Here is a 19,978-nt window from a genome sequence, read left to right on the forward strand (position 1 = left end):
CGCATCTTAATTGATAATTGTTTTTATTCTCAAACCCTATCGGCATCAGGGTTGTATCCAGGCTACACCGGGCGCGGTCCCAGCATGCGCGCCGGGTCCACCAGCTGGTCAAACTGCTCCGGCGTGACCACGCCCAGCTCCAGCGCCACCTCGCGCAAGGTGCGGCCCTCGCGGTGCGCCTGCAAGGCCACCCTGGCGGTCTGGTCGTAACCGATCACTGGTGCCAGCGCCGTGGCCAGCATCAGCGAACGCTGCAGCAGTTCGGCCACCCGCGCCTCATCCACCTCAATGCCTTGCGCACAATGCTGGTCAAAGCTGCGCATGCCGTCGGCCAGCAGACGCACGCTCTGCATGGCGTTGTGCATGGCCATGGGCCGGAACACATTCAGCTCGAAATTGCCGGATGCGCCGCCGATGCCGATGGCCACATCGTTGCCCAGCACCTGCGCCGCGATCATGGTCAGCGCCTCGGACTGGGTCGGGTTCACCTTGCCCGGCATGATGGATGAGCCGGGCTCGTTGGCCGGAATGCGCAACTCGCCAATGCCGGCACGCGGGCCGCTGGCCAGCCAGCGCACATCGTTGGCGATTTTCATCAGGGCACAGGCCAGGGTTTTCAGGCTGCCATGCGCCTGCACCACCGGGTCCATGCTGGCCAGGGCGGCAAAGGTATTGCCGGCCTGCACATAGGGCTGTCCGGTGCTGCGCGCCAGCTCGGCCGCCACGGCCTGGCCAAAGCCCTCAGGCGCATTCAGCCCGGTGCCCACTGCCGTGCCACCCACTGCCAGCGCCTGCAGACCCGGCAAGGAAGCCCGCACCTGGATGGCCGCCTGGCGCAGTTGCGCCGCCCAGCCGGAGATCTCCTGCCCCACCGTCAAGGGCGTGGCATCCTGCAGATGGGTGCGCCCGATCTTGATGATGTGGGCAAAGGCATCGCGCTTGACTTCGAGTGTGCCGGCCAGCCCGTCCAGCGCCGGCAGCAGCTGCTGCTGCAAGGTACCGGCCAGCGCCACATGCATGGCCGTGGGAAAGATGTCGTTGCTGGACTGGTTGCGATTGACATGGTCATTCGGGTGTACCGCCTGCCCTTGCAGAAGTTGCCCGGCCCGGTGCGCCAGCACCTCGTTCATGTTCATGTTGCTCTGGGTGCCGGAGCCGGTCTGCCAGATCGACAGCGGAAACTCGTCGGCCCACTGGCCATCCATGACCTCCTGCGCCGCCTGCGCCACGGCTTGCGCCACTTCAGGCGGCAACTCGCCCAGCGTGCCATTCACGCGCGCACAGGCCTGCTTGACCCGCGCCAGCGCCTGCACGAAGGCAGGCGGGCAGCGTTCGGTGGATATGGCAAAAAAGTGCAGCGAGCGCTGCGTTTGCGCGCCCCACAGGCGATCGGCCGGCACCTGCACCGGCCCCAGGCTGTCGTGTTCCAGACGGTATTCCATGACCATCCCCTCCCCTGTTGCGGGCAGGCACGGCTGCCCTGATCGACATCGCCCGTTGCGGGCTGACCAGACTCAGCCGATCTGGCTTTGCAGGTAATTCTGCAGGCCCAGATCCTCGATCAGGTCCAGCTGGGTTTCCAGCCAGTCCATGTGCTCCTCGTTTTCATCCTTGAGCTCGACCAGCAGCGCCCGCGACACATAGTCCTGCTCCGCCTCGCAAAAGGCAATCGCATCGACCAGGGTCTGGTGCTTTTTCTGTTCCAGGCGCAGATCACATTCCAGCGCCTCCTGGGCATCCTCGCCCAGCAGCAGCTTGCCCAGATCCTGCAGATTGGGCAGGCCGTCCAGCAGGAAGATGCGCTGGACCAGCTTGTCCGACATCTTCATTTCCTCGATCGACTGCTCGTACAGCTGCTTGCCCAGTCCGTCCAGGCCCCAGTTCTTGAGCATGCGCGCATGCATGAAATACTGGTTGATGGCGATCAGGGAATCGCCCAGCACGGCATTGAGCTGCTTGTGGATGGCGGCTTGGCTTTTCATGATGACGCCTCCTTAGCTGGCCTGGCTTTGCAGGTAGTTCTTCAGGCCCACCTGGTCGATCAGGCGCAGCTGCTGCTCCAGCCAGTGGGCATGGTCTTCCTCGGTGTCCTTGAGTTGCTCGACCAGCATTTCGCGGCTGACATAGTCCTGGTGCTGTTCGCACAGGGCCACGCCCTTTTTCAGCGCATCGCGCACGCGCAGCTCGACTTCCAGATCGGCCTGCAGCATGGAGGGCACATCGTTGCCCAGTACCAGCGCCTCGGGCACCATGTCGGGCATGCCCTCCAGCATCAGGATGCGCTGGATCAGCGCGCTGGCATGCTGGGTTTCATCGTCCATCTCGTGGTTGATGCGCTCGTACAGCTTGTCGTAGCCCCACTCGTGGTACATGCGGGAGTGGATGAAATACTGGTCGCGTGCTGCCAGTTCGCCAGCCACCAGAGTGTTGAGATAAGCAATGACTTCGGGATGACCTTTCATGGGGTGCCTCTTCTGGTTGTGATGGGAATGGCAACAAGCATACCTGCAATGCCGGCAGGCGTCTGCAACAGGCTGCATGCCGACAGCAACTTCAGGATATCTCCTGATGCCGCAACGGCCCGGCGGCCAGTGGCAGACAGTACACAGGTCGCTGGACGGGTCATGTCCCGCCTCGTAAAATCATGGGTTTACCTGATGATGCGCGCCCTAGCGGGCCGCCCTGTGCTGCCCATGTCTGCCACCCTGCCGCTTTCCGACGCCCCGCCCGCCACCAAGCCTGCCAAGGATTCTCCCGAGGCGCGCCAGTTGCGCGAGATGCGCAAGCTGGAAAAACGCCTGAACCGCCAGGTCGGCCAGGCGATTGTCGACTTCAACATGATCGAGGAAGGCGACAAGGTGATGGTGTGCCTGAGCGGCGGCAAGGACAGCTACACCCTGCTGGACGTGCTGATGAAGCTGCAGAAGCGCGCGCCGATCCGCTTTGAGCTGGTGGCGGTCAACCTGGACCAGAAGCAGCCGGGCTTTCCGTCCGACGTGCTGCCGGCCTACCTGGACAGCGTGGGTGTGCCCTACCATATCGAAACCCAGGACACCTACAGCGTGGTCAAGCGCGTGGTGCCCGAGGGCAAGACCATGTGCAGCCTGTGCTCGCGCCTGCGCCGCGGCGCACTGTACACGGTGGCGCGCCGGCTGGGCTGCAACAAGATCGCGCTGGGCCACCACCGCGACGATATCGTGGCCACCTTCTTCCTGAACCTGTTCTTTGCCGCCAAGATCAAGAGCATGCCGCCCAAGCTGGTAACCGACAACGGCGAGTTCATGGTGATCCGCCCGCTGGCCTATGTGAAGGAAGCCGATACCCTGGCCTGGGCCGAGCACATGCAGTTCCCCATCATCCCCTGCAACCTGTGCGGCAGCCAGGAGCACCTGCAGCGCAAGCAGGTCAGCAACATGCTCAAGGAGTGGGAAAAGCAGTACCCCGGCCGCACCGAGCTGATCCTGACCGCGCTGCAAAACGTGGTGCCTAGTCACCTGCTGGACCGCAAGCTGCACAACTTTGCCGATCTGCAGATCACCGGCATTCCCGATGCCGATGGCGACAAGGCCTTTGACGAGGAAGAGCGCATTCCGCCGCTGGTCGCCATTGACGCCGACAGCATTCCGCTGGCGCGCGGCTGAGCGCAGCCGTGCCAAAGCAGGGATAATGCCGGCATGTCCTCTGTCGCCGCCGCCACCCGCCTGCTGATCATTCGCCATGGCGAAACCGACTGGAATGCCCAACGGCGCATCCAGGGGCATACCGACATCCCGCTCAATGCCGTGGGGCACCAGCAGTCACGGCTGCTGGCCCAGGTACTGACCGACAGCCCGATCCACCATGTCTACAGCAGTGATCTGCTGCGGGCCGCCGAAACGGCCGAGGCCATTGCCGCCCCGCATGGCGCCCCGGTGGCGCGCACGCCGCAATTGCGCGAGCGCCACTTTGGTGCCATCGAGGGCAGCAGCTTCATCGATTTCGAACAGCACTACCCGCAGGACTCGCTGCGCTGGCGCAAGCGCGACCCGGCCTGGGAGCCGCCTGGCGGTGGCGAATCGCTGCAGCAACTGCGTGACCGCATCGTGCAGACCGTGCTGGAAATTGGCCGCCAGCACAATGGCGAGCATGTGGCCATCGTGACGCATGGCGGCGTGCTGGATGTGCTGTACCGCGCTGCCACCCGCCAGGGCCTGCAGGCCCCGCGCACCTGGTACCTGCCCAACTGCGCCATCAACCGCCTGCTGTGGACACCCGAAGGCCTGACGCTGATCGGCTGGGGCGACACGCGGCATCTGGAGGCGCTGGAGGGCGCGCCGCTGCAGGATAGCAGCGTGCGCTGAGAATCAGGCTTCCAGCAGGCTGCGCAGCATCCAGGCGGTTTTTTCGTGCACGTCGATGCGCTGGGTCAGCACATCGGCCGTGGGCTGGTCATTGGCCTTGTCCACCACCGGGAACAGTTCGCGCGCGGTGCGGGCAGTGGCTTCCTGCGCCAGCACCAGGTGGCGGATCATGTCGTCGGCCTTGGGCACGCCTTCCACTTCCTCGATCGAGGCCAGCTGGACAAACTCCTTGTAGGTGCCCGGTGCCGGGAAACCCAGGGCACGGATGCGCTCGGCGATCACGTCCAGGGCGTTCCACTGCTCGGTGTACTGGTCCATGAACATCACGTGCAGGCTGTTGAACTGCGGGCCGGTGACGTTCCAGTGGAAGTTGTGCGTCATCAGGTACAGCGTGTAGCTATCGGCCAGCAGACGCGACAGGCCTTCGGCAATCTTCTTGCGGTTGGCGTCGGAAATGCCGATGTTGACGGGTAGGGAAATGCTTTTCTTGGCCATGAAGTGCTCCTTGTCAAAGTGGGGAACAGCGGTACCCGCTGTCGTGATGACTTCATTGTAAGGACCGGAGCCTGACTTGCTGCGCATGTGCACTTATGACGGTCTTAGACAGGATTTATGGCTGGCTGGCCGTTTCCGCCACCGCACCCTTCCACTCACGGCTGCACCGCCTCCAGCAGCAACTCCAGCAACAGCTGGTTGCCCTCGGGCTCCGGCAGCGCCAGCAGTTTGCCGACCATGTCCAGCTCCGGGTTGCAGAACATGCTGCTGATGGCGCGGCCCATGGCGTGTTCGTCGTATCCTGCCATCGGGTAACGCTCCGGATGCCGCTGCAGCTCGTCGGCTACCAGACGGGCGAATTGGGCGCGCGCCCGTTCCAGGCCTGCCGTATCCGGCCTGGCAACCGCCGGACTTTGCCGGATTGCGGCCAACATGGCGTCACGCGTCAGCTGCAGGGCCTGATCCAGCTCGGTGGTGGACATGGCAGACAGCGCCCGCAGCTCCATGCGCATCCAGTCGCCTGCCGTGATCAGGTCGGAGGTGATGACACGGCAATCGTCGGCCTGCAGGGTGCGCAAAAAGGGCCGGGTCAGAGCGACTTGCTGACGCCAGGCCGACGCCGGCAGGCGCACCAGGCCAAGCTCCAGCAGCGTGGGCGGTGCACCACCCTGGCTTGGCGGCTTGCCATGCCAGAACAAGGTATCCGGATGGCGTTTTTCCATGAAGCTGAAGCCCAGACCATCCAGCAGGCTGATGCCCTGATAGCGCGTATCCGCTTCCACCGCGCGCGCATGCTGCAGAAGCAGCGCCTTGTGCGTGTCCGGCAGCGCATAGGTCTGGATACGCTGCGCAACAGCATCGAAGCGTTGCTGGGCCACAGCCGGCAGGGGCTGGGCGGCGCGCTGCTCCAGGCTGGTGCTGCAGCCCGTCAGCAGGAGCAAGCCCAGCAGGGAGGACAGACTGGCATGTCGGAATCGGTTCATGGGCATCACACCGGTAGAAGGGAGCCACGCCGCCGCCCGGGGTCAGGCTGGCGGTGGCTAGCCGCAATGAGCGTACCACAGTAAAATCATGACTTTGCACGCGATCCGGGTCCTGTGCCCGGTTGTTCGCGCCTCCAGCCGCCCCTGCGCGGCTTTTTTCTATCTTTCCCAAAACCCGATCCCGTGTCCTACGCCTCCGAAACCCGCCGTCGCCGCACCTTTGCCATCATCTCCCACCCGGATGCCGGTAAAACCACCCTGACCGAGAAGCTGCTGCTGTTCTCCGGCGCGATCCAGATCGCCGGCGCGGTGAAGGGCCGCAAGGCCAGCCGCCATGCCACCTCGGACTGGATGGAGATCGAGAAGCAGCGCGGCATTTCGGTCGCCTCGTCGGTGATGCAGATGAGCTACCGCGATCACGTGATCAACCTGCTGGACACACCCGGCCACAAGGACTTCTCGGAAGATACCTATCGTGTGCTGACGGCCGTGGACAGCGCGCTGATGGTGATCGATGCCGCCAACGGCGTGGAAACCCAGACCCGCCGCCTGATCGAGGTCTGCCGCCAGCGCGATACGCCCATCATCACCTTCGTCAACAAAATGGACCGCGAGGTGCGTGACCCGCTCGACATCCTGGACGAGGTGGAGCGCGAGCTGGGCATGCCCTGCTGCCCCATCACCTGGCCGGTGGGCCAGGGCAAGAGCTTTGGCGGCATCATCAACCTGCGCACGCAGAGCATGACGGTGTTCCAGGCCGGCAGCGAAAAGCGTCCGCAAGACTTCGAGGTAATACCGCTGAGCGATGAGGACACCCTGCGCGCCCGTTTTGGCGAAGCCTTTGACCACGCCCTCGAAAGCATGGAACTGGCCGTGGGCGCTTCCGCCGAGTGGGACCATGAGGCCTTTCTGGCCGGCAAGCTGACGCCGGTGTTCTTTGGCTCCGGTGTGAACAACTTCGGGGTGATGGAAGTGCTGGACGCGGTGGTCGACATGTCGCCCTCGCCCGGTTCGCGCCTGGCCTACGCCGAGGTCAACCGCAACCGCGAGGAACACATCGTGCAGCCCGATGACGAGAGCTTTGCCGGCGTGGTGTTCAAGGTGCAGGCCAACATGGACAGCAACCACCGTGACCGCATCGCCTTTGTGCGCGTGGCCAGCGGCAAGTACACGCCCGGCATGAAGATGAAGGTGCAGCGCACCGGCAAGGAATTGCGCCCGACCAGCGTGGTGACCTTCATGTCTCAGCGCCGCGAGGCGGTGGAAGAAGCCTACGCCGGCGACATCATCGGCTTTACCACGCACGGCGGCGTGCAGCTGGGTGACAGCATCACCGACGGCCCCAATCTGCAGTTCACCGGCCTGCCCTTCTTCGCACCCGAGATGTTCATGACCGTGGTGCTGAAGAACCCGCTGCGCACCAAGCAGCTGCAGCAGGGTCTGATGCAGCTGGGTGAGGAAGGCGCGATCCAGGTGTTCAAGCCCGATGCCGGCGGCAACATGCTGCTGGGAGCAGTCGGCCAGCTGCAGTTCGAGGTGGTGCAGCACCGCCTGAAAACCGAGTACGACTGCGAGGTGCGGCTGGAAGGCTGCCAGTACACCGGCGCGCGCTGGATCACCGCCGATACCCCGGCCGAACTGCGCGAATTCGAAAACGCCTATCCGATGCGCATGGCGCACGATGCCGCCGACACGCTGGCCTTTTTGTGCACCAGCCCGTATGACGTGCGGCTGGCGCAGGAGCGCTTTCCCAGGATCCACTTCCACCCGCTGCGCGAGCACGCGGGGCTGTCACTCGGCACGTCCTGATGGCGGATGCATGGAGCCGGCCACCAGGCCGGTTTACCGTTGTTCACATCTGCCCGTAGGCAGCGGCCAGGCGCAGGCGGATAATCACAAGGTTCAATACTGTGATCTTTCAAGGAGAACCTTATGATGCGACATGCGCCTGGTTACCGCCTGCATGCAACACTGGCTGTTGCCGCCTTCGGCCTGTCCCTGTCTGCCACGGCCGCCACCCCGCCTGATGGCCACAACGCGCGCAATGCGCTGGACTGGGCCGGGACCTATATCGGCACCCTGCCCTCGGGTTCCGGTAGCGGCTACCAGACCCTGCTGGTGCTGCGCGACAAGCAGCGCTACGACCTGTACCAGCAGATCGAGCACAAGGGCGAAACCTACCGCGAAGCCACGCGCAACCAGCGTTTCCGCTGGGACAAGAGTGGCTCCGTGATCCAGCTCTCGCCGCGCAATGACCGCCAGCGCTACTTTGTCAGCGAAGGCTATGTGGAATTGCAGGGCAGCCAGGGCCGCCAGACCGGCAAACTGGCCGAGGCCTACCGCCTGCAGCAGATGCACAGCTTTCCCGGCAAGCAGGAAGAGCTGCTGATCGATCCGCGCAAGCTCCAGCCCCGGCAGCCGGCCGGCCAGCAGGTCAGCTTTGACGGCATCTGGAACATGCAGCACGCCACCCAGCTCGGCCACCGCTCGCTGGCAGCCCGCTTCGTGCTGAATTGCAAGCAGCAGAGCTACCGCATGAACGATGTGCGCTACTACAGCCGCAGCCACCTGCAGGGCAAGCTGCTGGACAGCATGCGCGGCCAGCAGGGCCACGATATCCCGGTCACGCCCGAGGACAAGGTCATGACCGAGGTCATGCAAACCTACTGCGCGGCCCGATAACGGAGTCGGCCGCCCGCTGCGGGGCCGGGCTGCGTCAGCGCAGCCTCAGCGCCCGGTAGCCGGCATGCCCGGCAGGCGGCTGTAGGCCTGGCGCGTACCGGCCGTGACCGCCGCCAGCACCTGGCCGTACGAGGTCTTGTGCTGTGCATGCAGCCGCGCCGAAGCCAGCGCGCGCGAGCGGCAATACCAGTGGCAGCTGTGCTGCATCAGCATCAGCTCGGCCGTCATGGCAAAGGCGCGGCGCTTGCGCGATTCGGCATCTTCTTCGGTATCCGCTGCCTGGCAGGCCAGAATGCCACGCGCATGCACCTGCATCACTTCGCGCAGGTCAAAGCTGCCCTCCGTGCCCAGATAGCGGCCCAGCGCGGCCTGATACGGAATCGGCGCCATGCGGGTATCGCCTTCGGCACGCTGCAGATCGGCCACAAAGGCGCTGAACTGGCGCTGCAGGCTGCGTTCGGTGTCCTGCAACACGCCCCAGACCTGTTCCTGCCGTACCGGGTCCTGCTCGCCCAGCACGCGCAGGTAGCCGTTCATCAGGCTTTCCATCTGTTTTTCGATCTGGTAGGGGCGCAGGTATTCGGCCAGCAAGGCCATGCGCTTGCGCTGTTCCTGGCGGTTCCAGAAGGACAGGCCCAGCCACAGGACCAGCAGCAGACTGAAGAGGTGTTCCATGTGATGCAGGGGAATGGGGAGACAAGCCGTCTAGTGTAACGGCAGGGCAGCAGGTCTTTGGCTCTGCCGGCCTGCCAGGCCCGTCCGGCAGCTGGAAATTGTCACACCCCTGTCCCCATGCCGGAGGTACCATGCAGCTATTGTCGGCTGCTGCGGCCGGCCTGCATCGGTCATCCCCTGCCCCACCCCGTTTCCAGGAGCCTGCCGTGAACCATCGTCTTGTCTTCTACACCCACCCCATGTCCCGGGGCCGCATGGTCCGCTGGATGCTGGAAGAATGCCGCGCCAGCTACGACACCGTGGTGCTGGACTACCAGGGCGGCATGAAGACCCCGGAATTCCTGGCGCTCAACCCCATGGGCAAGGTGCCGACGCTGCAACACGGCCCGCTGGTGGTCACCGAAACCGCCGCCATCCTGTGTTACCTGGCCGATCTGCATGCCGAGGAAAAGCTGGCCCCGCCAGTGAACGATGCCCGCCGCGGCAGCTATTACCGCTGGCTGTTCTTTGTGGCCGGCCCGATGGAGGCCGCCGTGACCGGCAAGGCGCTGGGCCTGCTGGCACCGCCCGACAAGGCCGGCATGGTGGGCTATGGCAGCCATGACGACGTGATGCGCACCCTGGCCACGCTGCTGGAGCAACTGCGCCAGCAGGGGCCTTTTGTGTGCGGCCAGGACTTCAGCGCCGCCGACCTGTACCTGGCCTCCCAGCTGCACTGGGGCATGCAGTTTGGCACCGTGGCCCGGCGCGGCCTGTTCGAGGATTACGTACAACTCTGCACGGACCGCCCGGCTTACGCCCGCGCCGCGGCCCTGGACGAAGCCGAACTGGCGCATCTGCGCGGCGTACACGACCCGATCTGAACACGGGTTGCACCTTTTCATCTGGCGGGTTGCACTTTTTCGCCCACACCAAGGGTTAACCCGCTATATCTCGACCAATTTCCTCCAGTACCATCGCTCCCACTCCGAAAACGGCGCGTGATTCGTCATCGCGTCGTCGATTCGGCATCGCAACGCCGCAGCCGCCCGGGCTGGGGCCATGGAGTTTTACTGATGAGTACCACCGTAGGAATCAAGGTCGACGACACCTTGCGCGAACGCATTCGCGTGGCCGCACAGCAATTGGGACGCACGCCGCACTGGCTGATCAAGCAGGCTGTCGTGCAATACGTGGATGCACTGGAGCGTGGCGCCCACACCATCCGCATCGCCCCGCAACAGGAAGGGATCGGCGACGACGCCGAGGTGCAACCCGATGCCCCGCAAGAGGTGCAACCTTTTCTGGAGTTTGCCCAGGGCATTCTGCCGCAAACCGAGTTGCGCGCCGCCATCACCGCCGCCTGGCATCGCCCGGAGCCGGAATGCCTGCCCATGCTGCTGCCGTTGGCACGCAGCAGCGATGCCCGGCAGGCCGAGGCCGTCCAGCAGCTGGCCAGCCAGTTGGTGCAAGGCCTGCGCGATGCCCCCGTGGCCAGCGGCGTGGCCGCGCTGGTGCAGGAGTTCTCGCTGTCCAGCCAGGAAGGCATCGCGCTGATGTGCCTGGCCGAAGCGCTGCTGCGCATTCCCGACAAGGCCACGCGTGATGCCCTGATCCGCGACAAGATCAGCCACGGCGACTGGCGTTCGCATGTGGGCCGTTCGCCTTCGCTGTTCGTGAACGCGGCGGCCTGGGGCCTGGTGATTACCGGCAAGCTGACCTCCACCACCAGCGAAAAATCCCTGACTTCGGCCCTGAGCCGCGTCATCAGCAAGGGCGGCGAGCCGGTCATTCGCCAGGGCGTGCATCGTGCCATGAAGCTGATGGGCGAGCAGTTCGTGACCGGCCAGGATATTGCCGAGGCGCTGGCCAATAGCCGCGCCTTCGAGAAAAAGGGCTTTCGCTACAGCTACGACATGCTGGGCGAAGCCGCCACCACCGAAGCCGATGCCCTGCGCTACCTGCAATCGTACGAGCAGGCGATCCACGCCATTGGCGCAGCCTCGGCCGGGCGCGGCATTTTTGAGGGGCCGGGCATTTCCATCAAGCTGTCGGCGCTGCACCCGCGCTACAGCCGGGCCCAGTACGAGCGCGTGATGGCCGAACTACTGCCGCGCCTGCTGCATCTGGCCGAACTGGCCCGCCGCTACGACATCGGCATGAATATCGATGCCGAGGAAGCCGACCGGCTGGAGCTGTCGCTGGACCTGCTGGAAGCGCTGTGCATGGCACCTTCGCTCAAGGGCTGGAACGGCATCGGCTTTGTGGTGCAGGCGTACCAGAAACGCTGCCCACAGGTGATCGATGCCCTGGTGGACCTGGCCCGCCGCAGCCGCCGCCGACTGATGGTGCGCCTGGTAAAAGGGGCCTACTGGGACAGCGAGATCAAGCGCGCCCAGCTGGATGGCCTGGCCGGCTACCCGGTGTACACGCGCAAGGTCTATACCGATGTCAGCTACCTGGCCTGTGCGCGCAAGCTGCTGGCCGCACCCGATGCCGTCTACCCGCAATTTGCCACCCACAATGCGCAAACGCTGGCCAGCATCTACCACATGGCAGGCGGCAACTACTACAGCGGCCAGTACGAATTCCAGTGCCTGCACGGCATGGGAGAACCGCTGTACGAGCAGGTCACCGGTGCAACGGCCGATGGCAAGCTGGCCCGCCCCTGCCGCATCTACGCGCCGGTGGGCAACCACGAAACCCTGCTGGCCTACCTGGTGCGCCGCCTGCTGGAAAACGGCGCCAACACCTCGTTCGTGAACCGCATTGGCGATACCAGCGTGCCGGTCAGCGCGCTGGTGACGGACCCGGTGGACGATGCCGAGCAGCTGGCGCGCGAGGAAGGCGTGCTGGGGGCACCCCATCCGCGCATTCCGCTGCCAGTAGCCCTGTTTGGCCAGCTGGGTACACAGGCCCGCCCCAACTCCCAGGGGCTCAACCTGGCCCATGAACAGCAGCTGGCCTCGCTGGCGGCCGCCCTGCTGCACAGCACGCGGGAACGCCAACTGGCCGCCCCGCCGGAAGTGGCCCTGCCGGATCAGCCGCAGCAGGCAGCCGGCTGGCAGGCCGTGCGCAATCCGGCCGAACTGGCCGATACCGTGGGCCATGTGTACGAAGCCAGAGCCGAGGAGGCTTCCGCCGCCGCCGAGCGTGCCGCCCAGGCCGCCCCGATCTGGGCCGGCACCCCGCCCGCCAGTCGCGCCGACATGCTGCAGCGCGCCGCCGATCTGCTGGAGCAGCGCAGCCAGTCCCTGCTGGGCCTGATCATGCGCGAAGCCGGCAAGACCTTGCCGAATGCCATCGCCGAAGTGCGCGAAGCAGTCGATTTTCTGCGCTACTACGCGGCCCAGGTGGCGGCCGATTTCGACAACGCCAGCCAGCGCCCGCTGGGCGTGGTGCTGGCCATCAGCCCGTGGAACTTCCCGCTGGCGATTTTCTGCGGCCAGGTCGCCGCCGCGCTCGCGGCCGGCAATACGGTGCTGGCCAAGCCGGCCGAACAGACCCCGCTGACCGCGGCGGCCATGATGGCCATCCTGCATGCCGCCGGCATCCCGCAGGACGCGCTGCAGCTGGTGCCCGGCCAGGGCGACACCGCCGGGGCCACCCTGGTGGCGCACCCGCGCGTGCATGGCGTGATGTTTACCGGCTCCACCGAAGTGGCGCGCCTGATTGCCGGCACGCTGGCGCAGCGCCTGAGCCCGGAAGGCCGGCCGATTCCGCTGATCGCCGAAACCGGTGGCCAGAATGCCATGGTGGTCGATTCCTCCGCGCTGACCGAGCAGGTGGTGGGCGATGTGCTGGCATCGGCGTTCGACTCTGCCGGCCAGCGCTGTTCGGCGCTGCGCCTGCTGTGCGTGCAGGAAGACGTGGCCGATCGCACCATCGGCATGCTCAAACAGGCGCTGGAACAGTACACCCTGGGCAACCCGGATCGCCTGGCCACCGACATCGGCCCGGTGATCGACGCCGAAGCGCGCAGCCAGATCGAGGTCCATATCGAGCGCATGGCCGCTGCCGGCATGCCGGTGACGCGCGCCACGCGCCAGGACGGCCCGCTGAACGGCCACTATGTGGCACCGGCCCTGATCGAGATCGACAGCCCGGCGCGTCTGCAGCGCGAGGTGTTCGGCCCGGTGCTGCATGTGGTGCGCTACCGCCGTGATGCGCTGGACGCCCTGATCGACAGCATCAATGCCACCGGCTACGGCCTGACCTTTGGCGTGCACAGCCGCATCGACGAGACCATTGCCCACCTGGGCGCACGCATCCACGCCGGTAACCTGTATGTCAACCGCAACGTGATTGGTGCCGTGGTGGGGGTGCAGCCGTTTGGCGGCATGGGCCTGTCCGGCACCGGCCCCAAGGCTGGCGGCCCGCTTTATCTGTACCGGCTGGTGCAGGCCCAGGCCGGCACCGCCCTGCGGGCCCTGCCCCCGGTCAGCCACGACGCCCTGACGCCGATCCGCAGCAAGCTGGACGCCCTGTGTGCCGCCCTGCGCCAGGGCCAGCTGCAGGCCCTGCCCGGCCAGGCCGCCGAGCAGGCCATGGCCCACTGCGAACAGCTGCTGGCCAGCGCCCGCCCGCAGCTGGAACTGCTGCTGCCCGGCCCGACGGGCGAATCCAACCGCTACCGCCTGCTGCCACGCGGCCCGGTCTGGATCCTGCCCGCCACACCGCTGGGCCTGGTGGTGCAAGTCGCCACCTGTCTGGCGGCGGCGACCCCGTGCCAGCTGGTGCTGCCGTCCGGCGATGCCGCCTGCCAGCAGACCTGGGAGCAGCTGCAGGCGCTGCCAGGCCTGACCGACGCGGTGCAGCTGGCCCAGGCCGATGCCCTGCACGCGGCGGACTCGCCCGTGGCCGTAGTGCTGTTCGAGGGTGATGGCGATGCCCTGCTGCCGCTGGCACAGCAATTGGCGGCCCGCAACGGCCCCATCGTGCCCCTGTGCAGCCGCACCAGCCATGAACTGGCCTCCGGAGCCGGTTACGACCTCACCACCCTGGTGCACGAACAAAGTATCAGCATCAACACCGCCGCCGCCGGCGGCAATGCCCAACTCATGACCATGGCCTGAGCTGCGGCCAGCCATTCCGATTCACCTTTACCACCATTTCAAACCCAAGGGACATCATGCAATTCAACTGGAGCGACCCTACCGCCATCATGTTTGGCATCTACCTGATCGCCATGCTGGGCATTGGCTGGCTTGGCTATTTCAGCACCAAGAACCTGTCGGACTACATTCTGGGCGGCCGCAGCCTGGGCAGCTTTGTCACCGCGCTGTCGGCCGGCGCGTCCGACATGAGCGGCTGGCTGCTGATGGGCCTGCCCGGCGCCATCTACCTGTCCGGCCTGTCCGAGTCCTGGATTGCCATCGGCCTGATTGCCGGCGCCTACCTGAACTGGCGCTTCGTGGCCGGTCGCCTGCGCCTGTACACCGAGCGCGCCGGCAATGCGCTGACGCTGCCCGACTACCTGTCCAACCGCTTCGAGGACCACTCCAACGTGCTGCGCATCGTGACAGCACTGGTGATTCTGGTGTTCTTCACGCTGTACTGCGCCTCGGGCGTGGTGGCAGGCGCGCGCCTGTTCGAGAACATGTTCGGCATGCCCTACAGCACCGCCCTGTGGGTGGGTGCGCTGTGCACCATCGCCTATGTGTTCATTGGCGGCTTTCTGGCCGTGAGCTGGACCGACACCATCCAGGCCTCGATGATGATCACGGCGCTGATTCTGGTGCCCATCATGGCCTATCTGGCGATGCAGGGCCAACTGCAGCCGGGCCAGGACTGGACCAGCGTGATGCAGCCGCAGCAATTCGACCTGTTCCGCGGTGCCAGCTTTGTCGGCATCATCTCGCTGATGGCCTGGGGCCTGGGCTACTTTGGCCAACCGCACATTCTGGTGCGCTTCATGGCGGCCTCCTCGGTCAGGACGATTCCCTCGGCCCGCCGCATCAGCATGACCTGGATGATTCTGTGCCTGGCCGGTGCCGTGGCCGTGGGCTTTATCGGCATTCCCTACTTTGCCACGCATCCCCAACTGGCTGCTGCCGTCACGGCCAACTCCGAAACCGTGTTCATGGAACTGGCCAAGCAGCTGTTCAACCCCTGGATTGCCGGCGCCCTGCTGGCCGCCATCCTGGCCGCCGTGATGAGCACGCTGTCCTGCCAGCTGCTGGTATGTTCCAGCGCGCTGACCGAGGATATCTACCGCACTTTCCTGCGCCCGCAGGCCTCGCAAAAGGAACTGGTATGGCTGGGCCGTGGCATGGTGCTGCTGGTGGCGCTGATCGCGATCTGGATTGCACGTGACCCCGAAGCCAAGGTGCTGGGCATGGTGAGCTACGCCTGGGCCGGTTTTGGTGCCGCCTTCGGCCCGGTGATCATCCTGTCGCTGTTCTGGAAGCGCATGACGCGCAACGGCGCGCTGGCCGGCATCATCGTGGGAGCCGTCACCGTGCTGGTGTGGAAGCAGTTTGGCTGGCTGGGTCTGTACGAGATCATTCCGGGCTTTATCCTGGCCTGGATCGCCACCGTGGTGGTGAGCCAGCTGGGCACGCCATCAGCCAGCATGCAGCAGGCGCATGCGGCGGTGGAGCAGGAGATTGCCACGCTGGGCCGGATCTGATCCGGTGTGAGTGGCTGGCGCCCCGCCAGCCACCAGCCGGCGGGATGACGCATCGCGTCAGAACGCCGCCATGCCAGTCTGGGCGCGGCCCAGGATCAGCGCGTGGATGTCGTGCGTGCCTTCGTAGGTGTTGACCACTTCCAGGTTCACCAGATGGCGCGCCACGCCAAATTCGTCGCTGATGCCGTTGCCGCCCAGCATGTCACGTGCGGTGCGGGCAATGTCCAGCGCCTTGCCGCAGTTGTTGCGCTTGAAGATGCTGGTGATTTCCACCGCCGCCGTGCCTTCGTCCTTCATGCGGCCCAGGCGCAGCACGCCCTGCAGGCCCAACGTGATCTCGGTCTGCATATCGGCCAGCTTTTTCTGGATCAGCTGATTGGCCGCCAGCGGCTTGCCGAACTGCTTGCGGTCCATGGTGTACTGGCGCGCCGTGTGCCAGCAGGCCTCGGCCGCGCCCAGCGCCCCCCAGGCGATGCCGTAGCGCGCGCTGTTCAGGCAGGTGAACGGGCCTTTCAGGCCGCGCACCTCGGGGAAGGCGTTTTCCTCGGGGCAGAACACCTCGTCCATCACGATCTCGCCGGTGATGCTGGCACGCAGGCCGACCTTGCCGTGAATCGCCGGAGCGCTCAGGCCCTTCCAGCCCTTTTCCAGCACAAAGCCGCGGATCGCGCCTTCATCGTCCTTGGCCCAGACCACGAACACATCGGCCACCGGCGAGTTGGTGATCCACATCTTGTTGCCGGTCAGGCTGTAGCCACCATCGACCTTGCGGGCACGCGTGACCATGCTGCCGGGATCGGAACCATGGTTGGGTTCGGTCAGGCCGAAGCAGCCAATCCATTCGCCCGATGCCAGCCTGGGCAGATACTTTTGCCGGGTTTCCTCGTTGCCGAATTCGTAAATCGGCACCATCACCAGCGAGGATTGCACGCTGGCCATGGAGCGGTAGCCGGAGTCGACGCGCTCGATCTCGCGGGCAATCAGGCCGTAGCTGACATAGTTCAGGCCGGGGCCGCCGTACTGTTCGGGAATGGTGGGGCCGAGCAGGCCCAGCTCGCCCATTTCGCGGAAGATGGCAAGATCAGTCTGTTCGTTGCGAAAGGCGTCGAGCACGCGCGGGGCCAGCTTGTCCTGGCAATAGGCGGCGGCGGCATCGCGCACCATGCGCTCTTCGTCGGTCAATTGCTGGTCCAGCAGCAGCGGATCATCCCAGTGGAAGGCGGTTTTGTTGGAAGCCATGGTATCTCTCCTGAATCAAGTGGGTCGTGGCCGGAGCGGCAGGATGCCGCCGTCCGGGTCCGTCATGTCAATACGTGGGGGTGCCTGCCGTCATTCGCGGCCCACCAGCTCGCGGCCGATGATGATCTGCTGGATTTGCGTGGTGCCTTCGTACAGGCGCAGCAGGCGCACATCGCGGTAGAAGCGCTCCACCGGAAATTCGTTGATATAGCCCGAACCGCCATGCACCTGCACGCCACGGTCGGCCACGCGGCCCACCATTTCGGTGCAGAACAGCTTGCAGCACGAGGCGCGCATGCTCACGTCCGGATCGCTCACGGCAGGCGAAGGCTTGCCGTCGTAACGGCGGGCGCAATCCTGCACCATGCTCCAGCCGGCGTACAGCTCGGCCTGGCTGTCGGCCAGCATGGCCTGCACCAGCTGGAAATCGCCAATGCGCTTGCCAAACTGCTTGCGCTGGCGGGCATAGGCCACCGATTCGTCCAGAATGCGCTGCGCCATGCCACAGGCCACGGCCGAGATATGCAACCGGCCGCGATCCAGCACCTTCATCGCGGTCTTGAAGCCCTGGCCGGGCACGCCGCCGATGATGTTGGCCGCCGGCACCCGCACGCCGTCCATGTTCACATCGCAGGTCTTGGTGCCGCGCTGGCCCATCTTCTTGTCCGGCTTGCCCAGCGTCAGGCCGGGCAGATCGGCCGGCACGATAAAGGCACTGATGCCGCCGGCGCCCGGCCCGTCGGTACGCGCCATCAGCGTGAAAGCCCCGGCGCGCGGCGCATTGGTGATGAAGCGCTTGGTGCCGTGCAGCACATAGTGGTCGCCATCCCGCTCGGCCCGGGTCTTGACCGCGGCCGAATCGGAGCCGGCATCCGGCTCGGTCAGGGCAAACGACATGATCAGCTCGCCGGTCGCCACCTGGGGCAGGATCTGCTGCTTCTGCTCCTCGGTGCCGTCCATCAGGATGCCTTGCGAGCCAATGCCCACATTGGTCCCGAACACCGAGCGGAAGGCCAGCGCGGTATGGCCGATCTCGTAGGCCACGCGGCATTCCTGCTCCATGGACAGGCCGATGCCGCCGTAGGCCTCGGGAATCGACAGGCCGAACAGGCCCATGTCCTTCATGTCCTGCACGATGTCGGCCGGCACCTCGTCCTGCTCTTCCACCGCGTTTTCTGCCGGTATCAGGCGTTCGCGCACAAAACGCTGCACGCTGGCCAGCAGCAACTCAAACGATTCATGGTCAATCGCCATGGGGAAACTCCTTTTTCTGCTCTGTCATGCCAGCGTCAGATCTGGCCATCGCGCAACATGTCGCGCAGCTTGAATTTCTGTACCTTGCCCGAGGGCGTGGCCGGCATGGCTGCCAGCAACACCAGGCGCTCGGGAATGTACTGGTTGGCCACGCGCTGCTGCTGCATGAACGCCACCATCTCCTCCTTGCTCAGGCTGGCACCCTCCTTCGGCACCACCACGGCGCAGGCACGTTCGCCCATGCGCTCATCGGCGTAGGCCACCACGGCCACCTGCGACACCGCCGGATGCTTGTACAGCATCGATTCGATCTCGAACACCGGGATGTTCTCGCCGCCACGGATGATCACGTCCTTGCTGCGACCGCTGATGCGGATATAGCCGTTGGCGTCCACGCGCGCCAGGTCACCGGTATCGAACCAGCCGCCGTCATCGGTGGCATTCAGATGCGGGCGCTTGAGGTAGCCGCCAAAGTTGGAGCAGGAACGCACCAGCAGCTTGCCGATCTCGCCCGTGGGCATCTCGCTGTCGTCAAAGTCCACCACCTTGACCTGCACGCCGGGCAGCGGCTGGCCATCGGTGGTCACGGACAGGCTGTCGTCGTCTTCCGGCAGGGTGGTGGTCACGGCGCCGTTTTCCGTCATGCCCCAGGCCGAAATGATCTTGGTGCCCAGCCCCTGGCGCGCCTGCTCCACCAGCGGGCCGGGAATCGGCGCGCCGGCGCAGACAAAGGTGTTCAGCGTCGGCACCTGCTGGCCGGTTTCCAGCACGGTGCGCGTGAGGTCGGTCAGGAACGGGGTCGAGGCCATGGTGAAGGTCACGCCTTCCTGATTGATGATGTCGATCGCCTTTTTCGGATCCCAGATGTCCTGCAGCACGGCATGCGCCTGCAGCAGGATCGGCATCACCAGGCCATACATGAAGCCGGTCTGGTGCGCCATGGGCGATGCCATCAGCACCACATCATCGGCACCCAGGTGCAGGCGCTCGGCATAGCCCACGATATTCGACACCAGCGTGTTGGCGCTGTGCTGCACGCCCTTGGGCTCCCCGGTGGTGCCCGAGGTATAGAGCAGCTGCGACACATCATCCGGACCGGGACGGTGCTGCGTCAGGATCTGCTGCGCATCGGCATCCTTTTCCCACTCCGGGCCGGACAGCAGCGCCTCGAAACCATGCGCCGCGTCGGAACCGACCACCACCACCTGCTGCAGCGTCGGCAGCTCCGGCTTCAGCGCCATCGCCATGCCTTCGTAATCGAAACCGCGGAATACCTTGGGCACGACCAGCACCTTGGCCTCGGCGTGGCCGATCATGAACTTCAGCTCGCGCTCGCGGAAGATGTGCATCATCGGGTTCAGCACCGCACCAATGCGCGAGCAGGCCAGGTACAGCAGCGTGAACTGCCAGCAGTTGGGCAGCTGCATCGCCACCACATCGTTGCGGCCAATACCGAGTCGCGTCAGACCCACGGCGATGCGGTCTGCCATCTGCCCCATCTCGCGGTAGGTGAAGCGGCGCGTGCTGTTGCGGTCCAGGCTGATCGAGGTCAGCGCCAGCTTGTCCGGATGCTGCGCCACGCAGGCATCCAGGTAGTCGTTGATGGTGCGGTCCTGCCACAGGCCCTGCGCGATGCTTTCTTCCCGGCGTGCGGGCAGCAATACGGCGTCAAAATCCATGTCTGTCTCCTGCTCTGGTAA

The 19,978-nt window shown here is 65.2% G+C and carries 16 protein-coding genes; 7 read left to right on the top strand and 9 right to left on the bottom strand.

The genetic code is table 11. The annotated features are described in order from the left end of the window. Positions 1-62: 62 nt before the first annotated feature. From fumC to bfr (ACI3EV_RS09770), 3 genes are all read right to left on the bottom strand, one after another. A complete protein-coding gene (gene fumC, locus ACI3EV_RS09760) occupies positions 63-1,442 on the bottom strand; it encodes a class II fumarate hydratase (RefSeq protein ID WP_337690246.1) in 1,380 nt (459 codons plus the stop codon). Positions 1,443-1,514: 72 nt separating this feature from the next. After that, a complete protein-coding gene (gene bfr / locus ACI3EV_RS09765; RefSeq protein ID WP_337690244.1) occupies positions 1,515-1,982 on the bottom strand; it encodes a bacterioferritin in 468 nt (155 codons plus the stop codon). A 12-nt stretch (positions 1,983-1,994) separates the two neighbouring features. Next, a complete protein-coding gene (bfr, locus tag ACI3EV_RS09770; protein WP_018715308.1) occupies positions 1,995-2,462 on the bottom strand; it encodes a bacterioferritin in 468 nt (155 codons plus the stop codon). A 231-nt stretch (positions 2,463-2,693) separates the two neighbouring features. Between bfr (ACI3EV_RS09770) and ttcA the strand changes: the two genes are divergently transcribed. Together ttcA and ACI3EV_RS09780 are read left to right on the top strand one after the other, a co-directional pair. Continuing rightward, positions 2,694-3,641, top strand: a complete 948-nt coding sequence (gene ttcA, locus ACI3EV_RS09775) for a tRNA 2-thiocytidine(32) synthetase TtcA (RefSeq protein WP_026320638.1) — start codon at positions 2,694-2,696, stop codon at positions 3,639-3,641. A gap of 33 nt (positions 3,642-3,674) precedes the next feature. Beyond that, positions 3,675-4,340, top strand: a complete 666-nt coding sequence (locus ACI3EV_RS09780) for a histidine phosphatase family protein (RefSeq protein ID WP_018715310.1) — start codon at positions 3,675-3,677, stop codon at positions 4,338-4,340. A 3-nt stretch (positions 4,341-4,343) separates the two neighbouring features. Here ACI3EV_RS09780 and ACI3EV_RS09785 read toward each other — a convergent pair whose 3' ends face one another. Continuing rightward, positions 4,344-4,835 (bottom strand): Dps family protein, encoded by a 492-nt coding sequence (locus tag ACI3EV_RS09785; RefSeq protein WP_018715311.1) that lies wholly within the window; start codon positions 4,833-4,835, stop codon positions 4,344-4,346. 155 nt (positions 4,836-4,990) lie between these two features. Then, positions 4,991-5,818 (bottom strand): hypothetical protein, encoded by an 828-nt coding sequence (locus ACI3EV_RS09790; RefSeq protein WP_337690235.1) that lies wholly within the window; start codon positions 5,816-5,818, stop codon positions 4,991-4,993. Between the two features lie 183 nt (positions 5,819-6,001). Between ACI3EV_RS09790 and ACI3EV_RS09795 the strand changes: the two genes are divergently transcribed. Both ACI3EV_RS09795 and ACI3EV_RS09800 read left to right on the top strand, forming a co-directional pair. Next, positions 6,002-7,627 carry a peptide chain release factor 3 gene (locus ACI3EV_RS09795; protein WP_337690233.1) on the top strand — a complete coding sequence of 542 codons (1,626 nt, stop codon included), beginning with the start codon at positions 6,002-6,004 and terminating at the stop codon, positions 7,625-7,627. Between the two features lie 123 nt (positions 7,628-7,750). After that, positions 7,751-8,500: a surface-adhesin E family protein gene (locus tag ACI3EV_RS09800; RefSeq protein WP_337690231.1), complete on the top strand. Its 750-nt coding sequence runs from the start codon at positions 7,751-7,753 to the stop codon at positions 8,498-8,500. A 45-nt stretch (positions 8,501-8,545) separates the two neighbouring features. On the opposite strand, the gene ACI3EV_RS09805 is transcribed toward ACI3EV_RS09800, so the two are convergent. Beyond that, positions 8,546-9,175 (bottom strand): hypothetical protein, encoded by a 630-nt coding sequence (locus ACI3EV_RS09805; RefSeq protein WP_337690229.1) that lies wholly within the window; start codon positions 9,173-9,175, stop codon positions 8,546-8,548. A gap of 206 nt (positions 9,176-9,381) precedes the next feature. On the opposite strand from ACI3EV_RS09805, the gene ACI3EV_RS09810 reads away from it, so the two are divergent. The 3 genes from ACI3EV_RS09810 to putP all read left to right on the top strand — a co-directional run bounded on the left by ACI3EV_RS09810 (position 9,382) and on the right by putP (position 15,785). Then, positions 9,382-10,038 carry a glutathione S-transferase family protein gene (locus tag ACI3EV_RS09810; RefSeq protein ID WP_337690227.1) on the top strand — a complete coding sequence of 219 codons (657 nt, stop codon included), beginning with the start codon at positions 9,382-9,384 and terminating at the stop codon, positions 10,036-10,038. A 192-nt stretch (positions 10,039-10,230) separates the two neighbouring features. Continuing rightward, entirely contained in the window at positions 10,231-14,229 is a 3,999-nt protein-coding gene (gene putA / locus ACI3EV_RS09815; RefSeq protein WP_405197987.1) for a trifunctional transcriptional regulator/proline dehydrogenase/L-glutamate gamma-semialdehyde dehydrogenase, read from the top strand. A gap of 56 nt (positions 14,230-14,285) precedes the next feature. Further along, positions 14,286-15,785 carry a sodium/proline symporter PutP gene (gene putP, locus ACI3EV_RS09820; RefSeq protein WP_018715318.1) on the top strand — a complete coding sequence of 500 codons (1,500 nt, stop codon included), beginning with the start codon at positions 14,286-14,288 and terminating at the stop codon, positions 15,783-15,785. A 57-nt stretch (positions 15,786-15,842) separates the two neighbouring features. On the opposite strand, the gene ACI3EV_RS09825 is transcribed toward putP, so the two are convergent. From ACI3EV_RS09825 to aliA, 3 genes are all read right to left on the bottom strand, one after another. Continuing rightward, a complete protein-coding gene (locus ACI3EV_RS09825; protein WP_018715319.1) occupies positions 15,843-17,024 on the bottom strand; it encodes an acyl-CoA dehydrogenase in 1,182 nt (393 codons plus the stop codon). 90 nt (positions 17,025-17,114) lie between these two features. After that, entirely contained in the window at positions 17,115-18,278 is a 1,164-nt protein-coding gene (locus ACI3EV_RS09830; RefSeq protein ID WP_337690221.1) for an acyl-CoA dehydrogenase family protein, read from the bottom strand. Between the two features lie 35 nt (positions 18,279-18,313). After that, entirely contained in the window at positions 18,314-19,957 is a 1,644-nt protein-coding gene (aliA, locus tag ACI3EV_RS09835) for a cyclohexanecarboxylate-CoA ligase (protein ID WP_337690219.1), read from the bottom strand. Positions 19,958-19,978: the final 21 nt, after the last annotated feature.

Source organism: Allobrachymonas wangyanguii, assembly GCF_045055315.1.
Lineage (GTDB): Bacteria > Pseudomonadota > Gammaproteobacteria > Burkholderiales > Burkholderiaceae_C > Brachymonas > Brachymonas wangyanguii.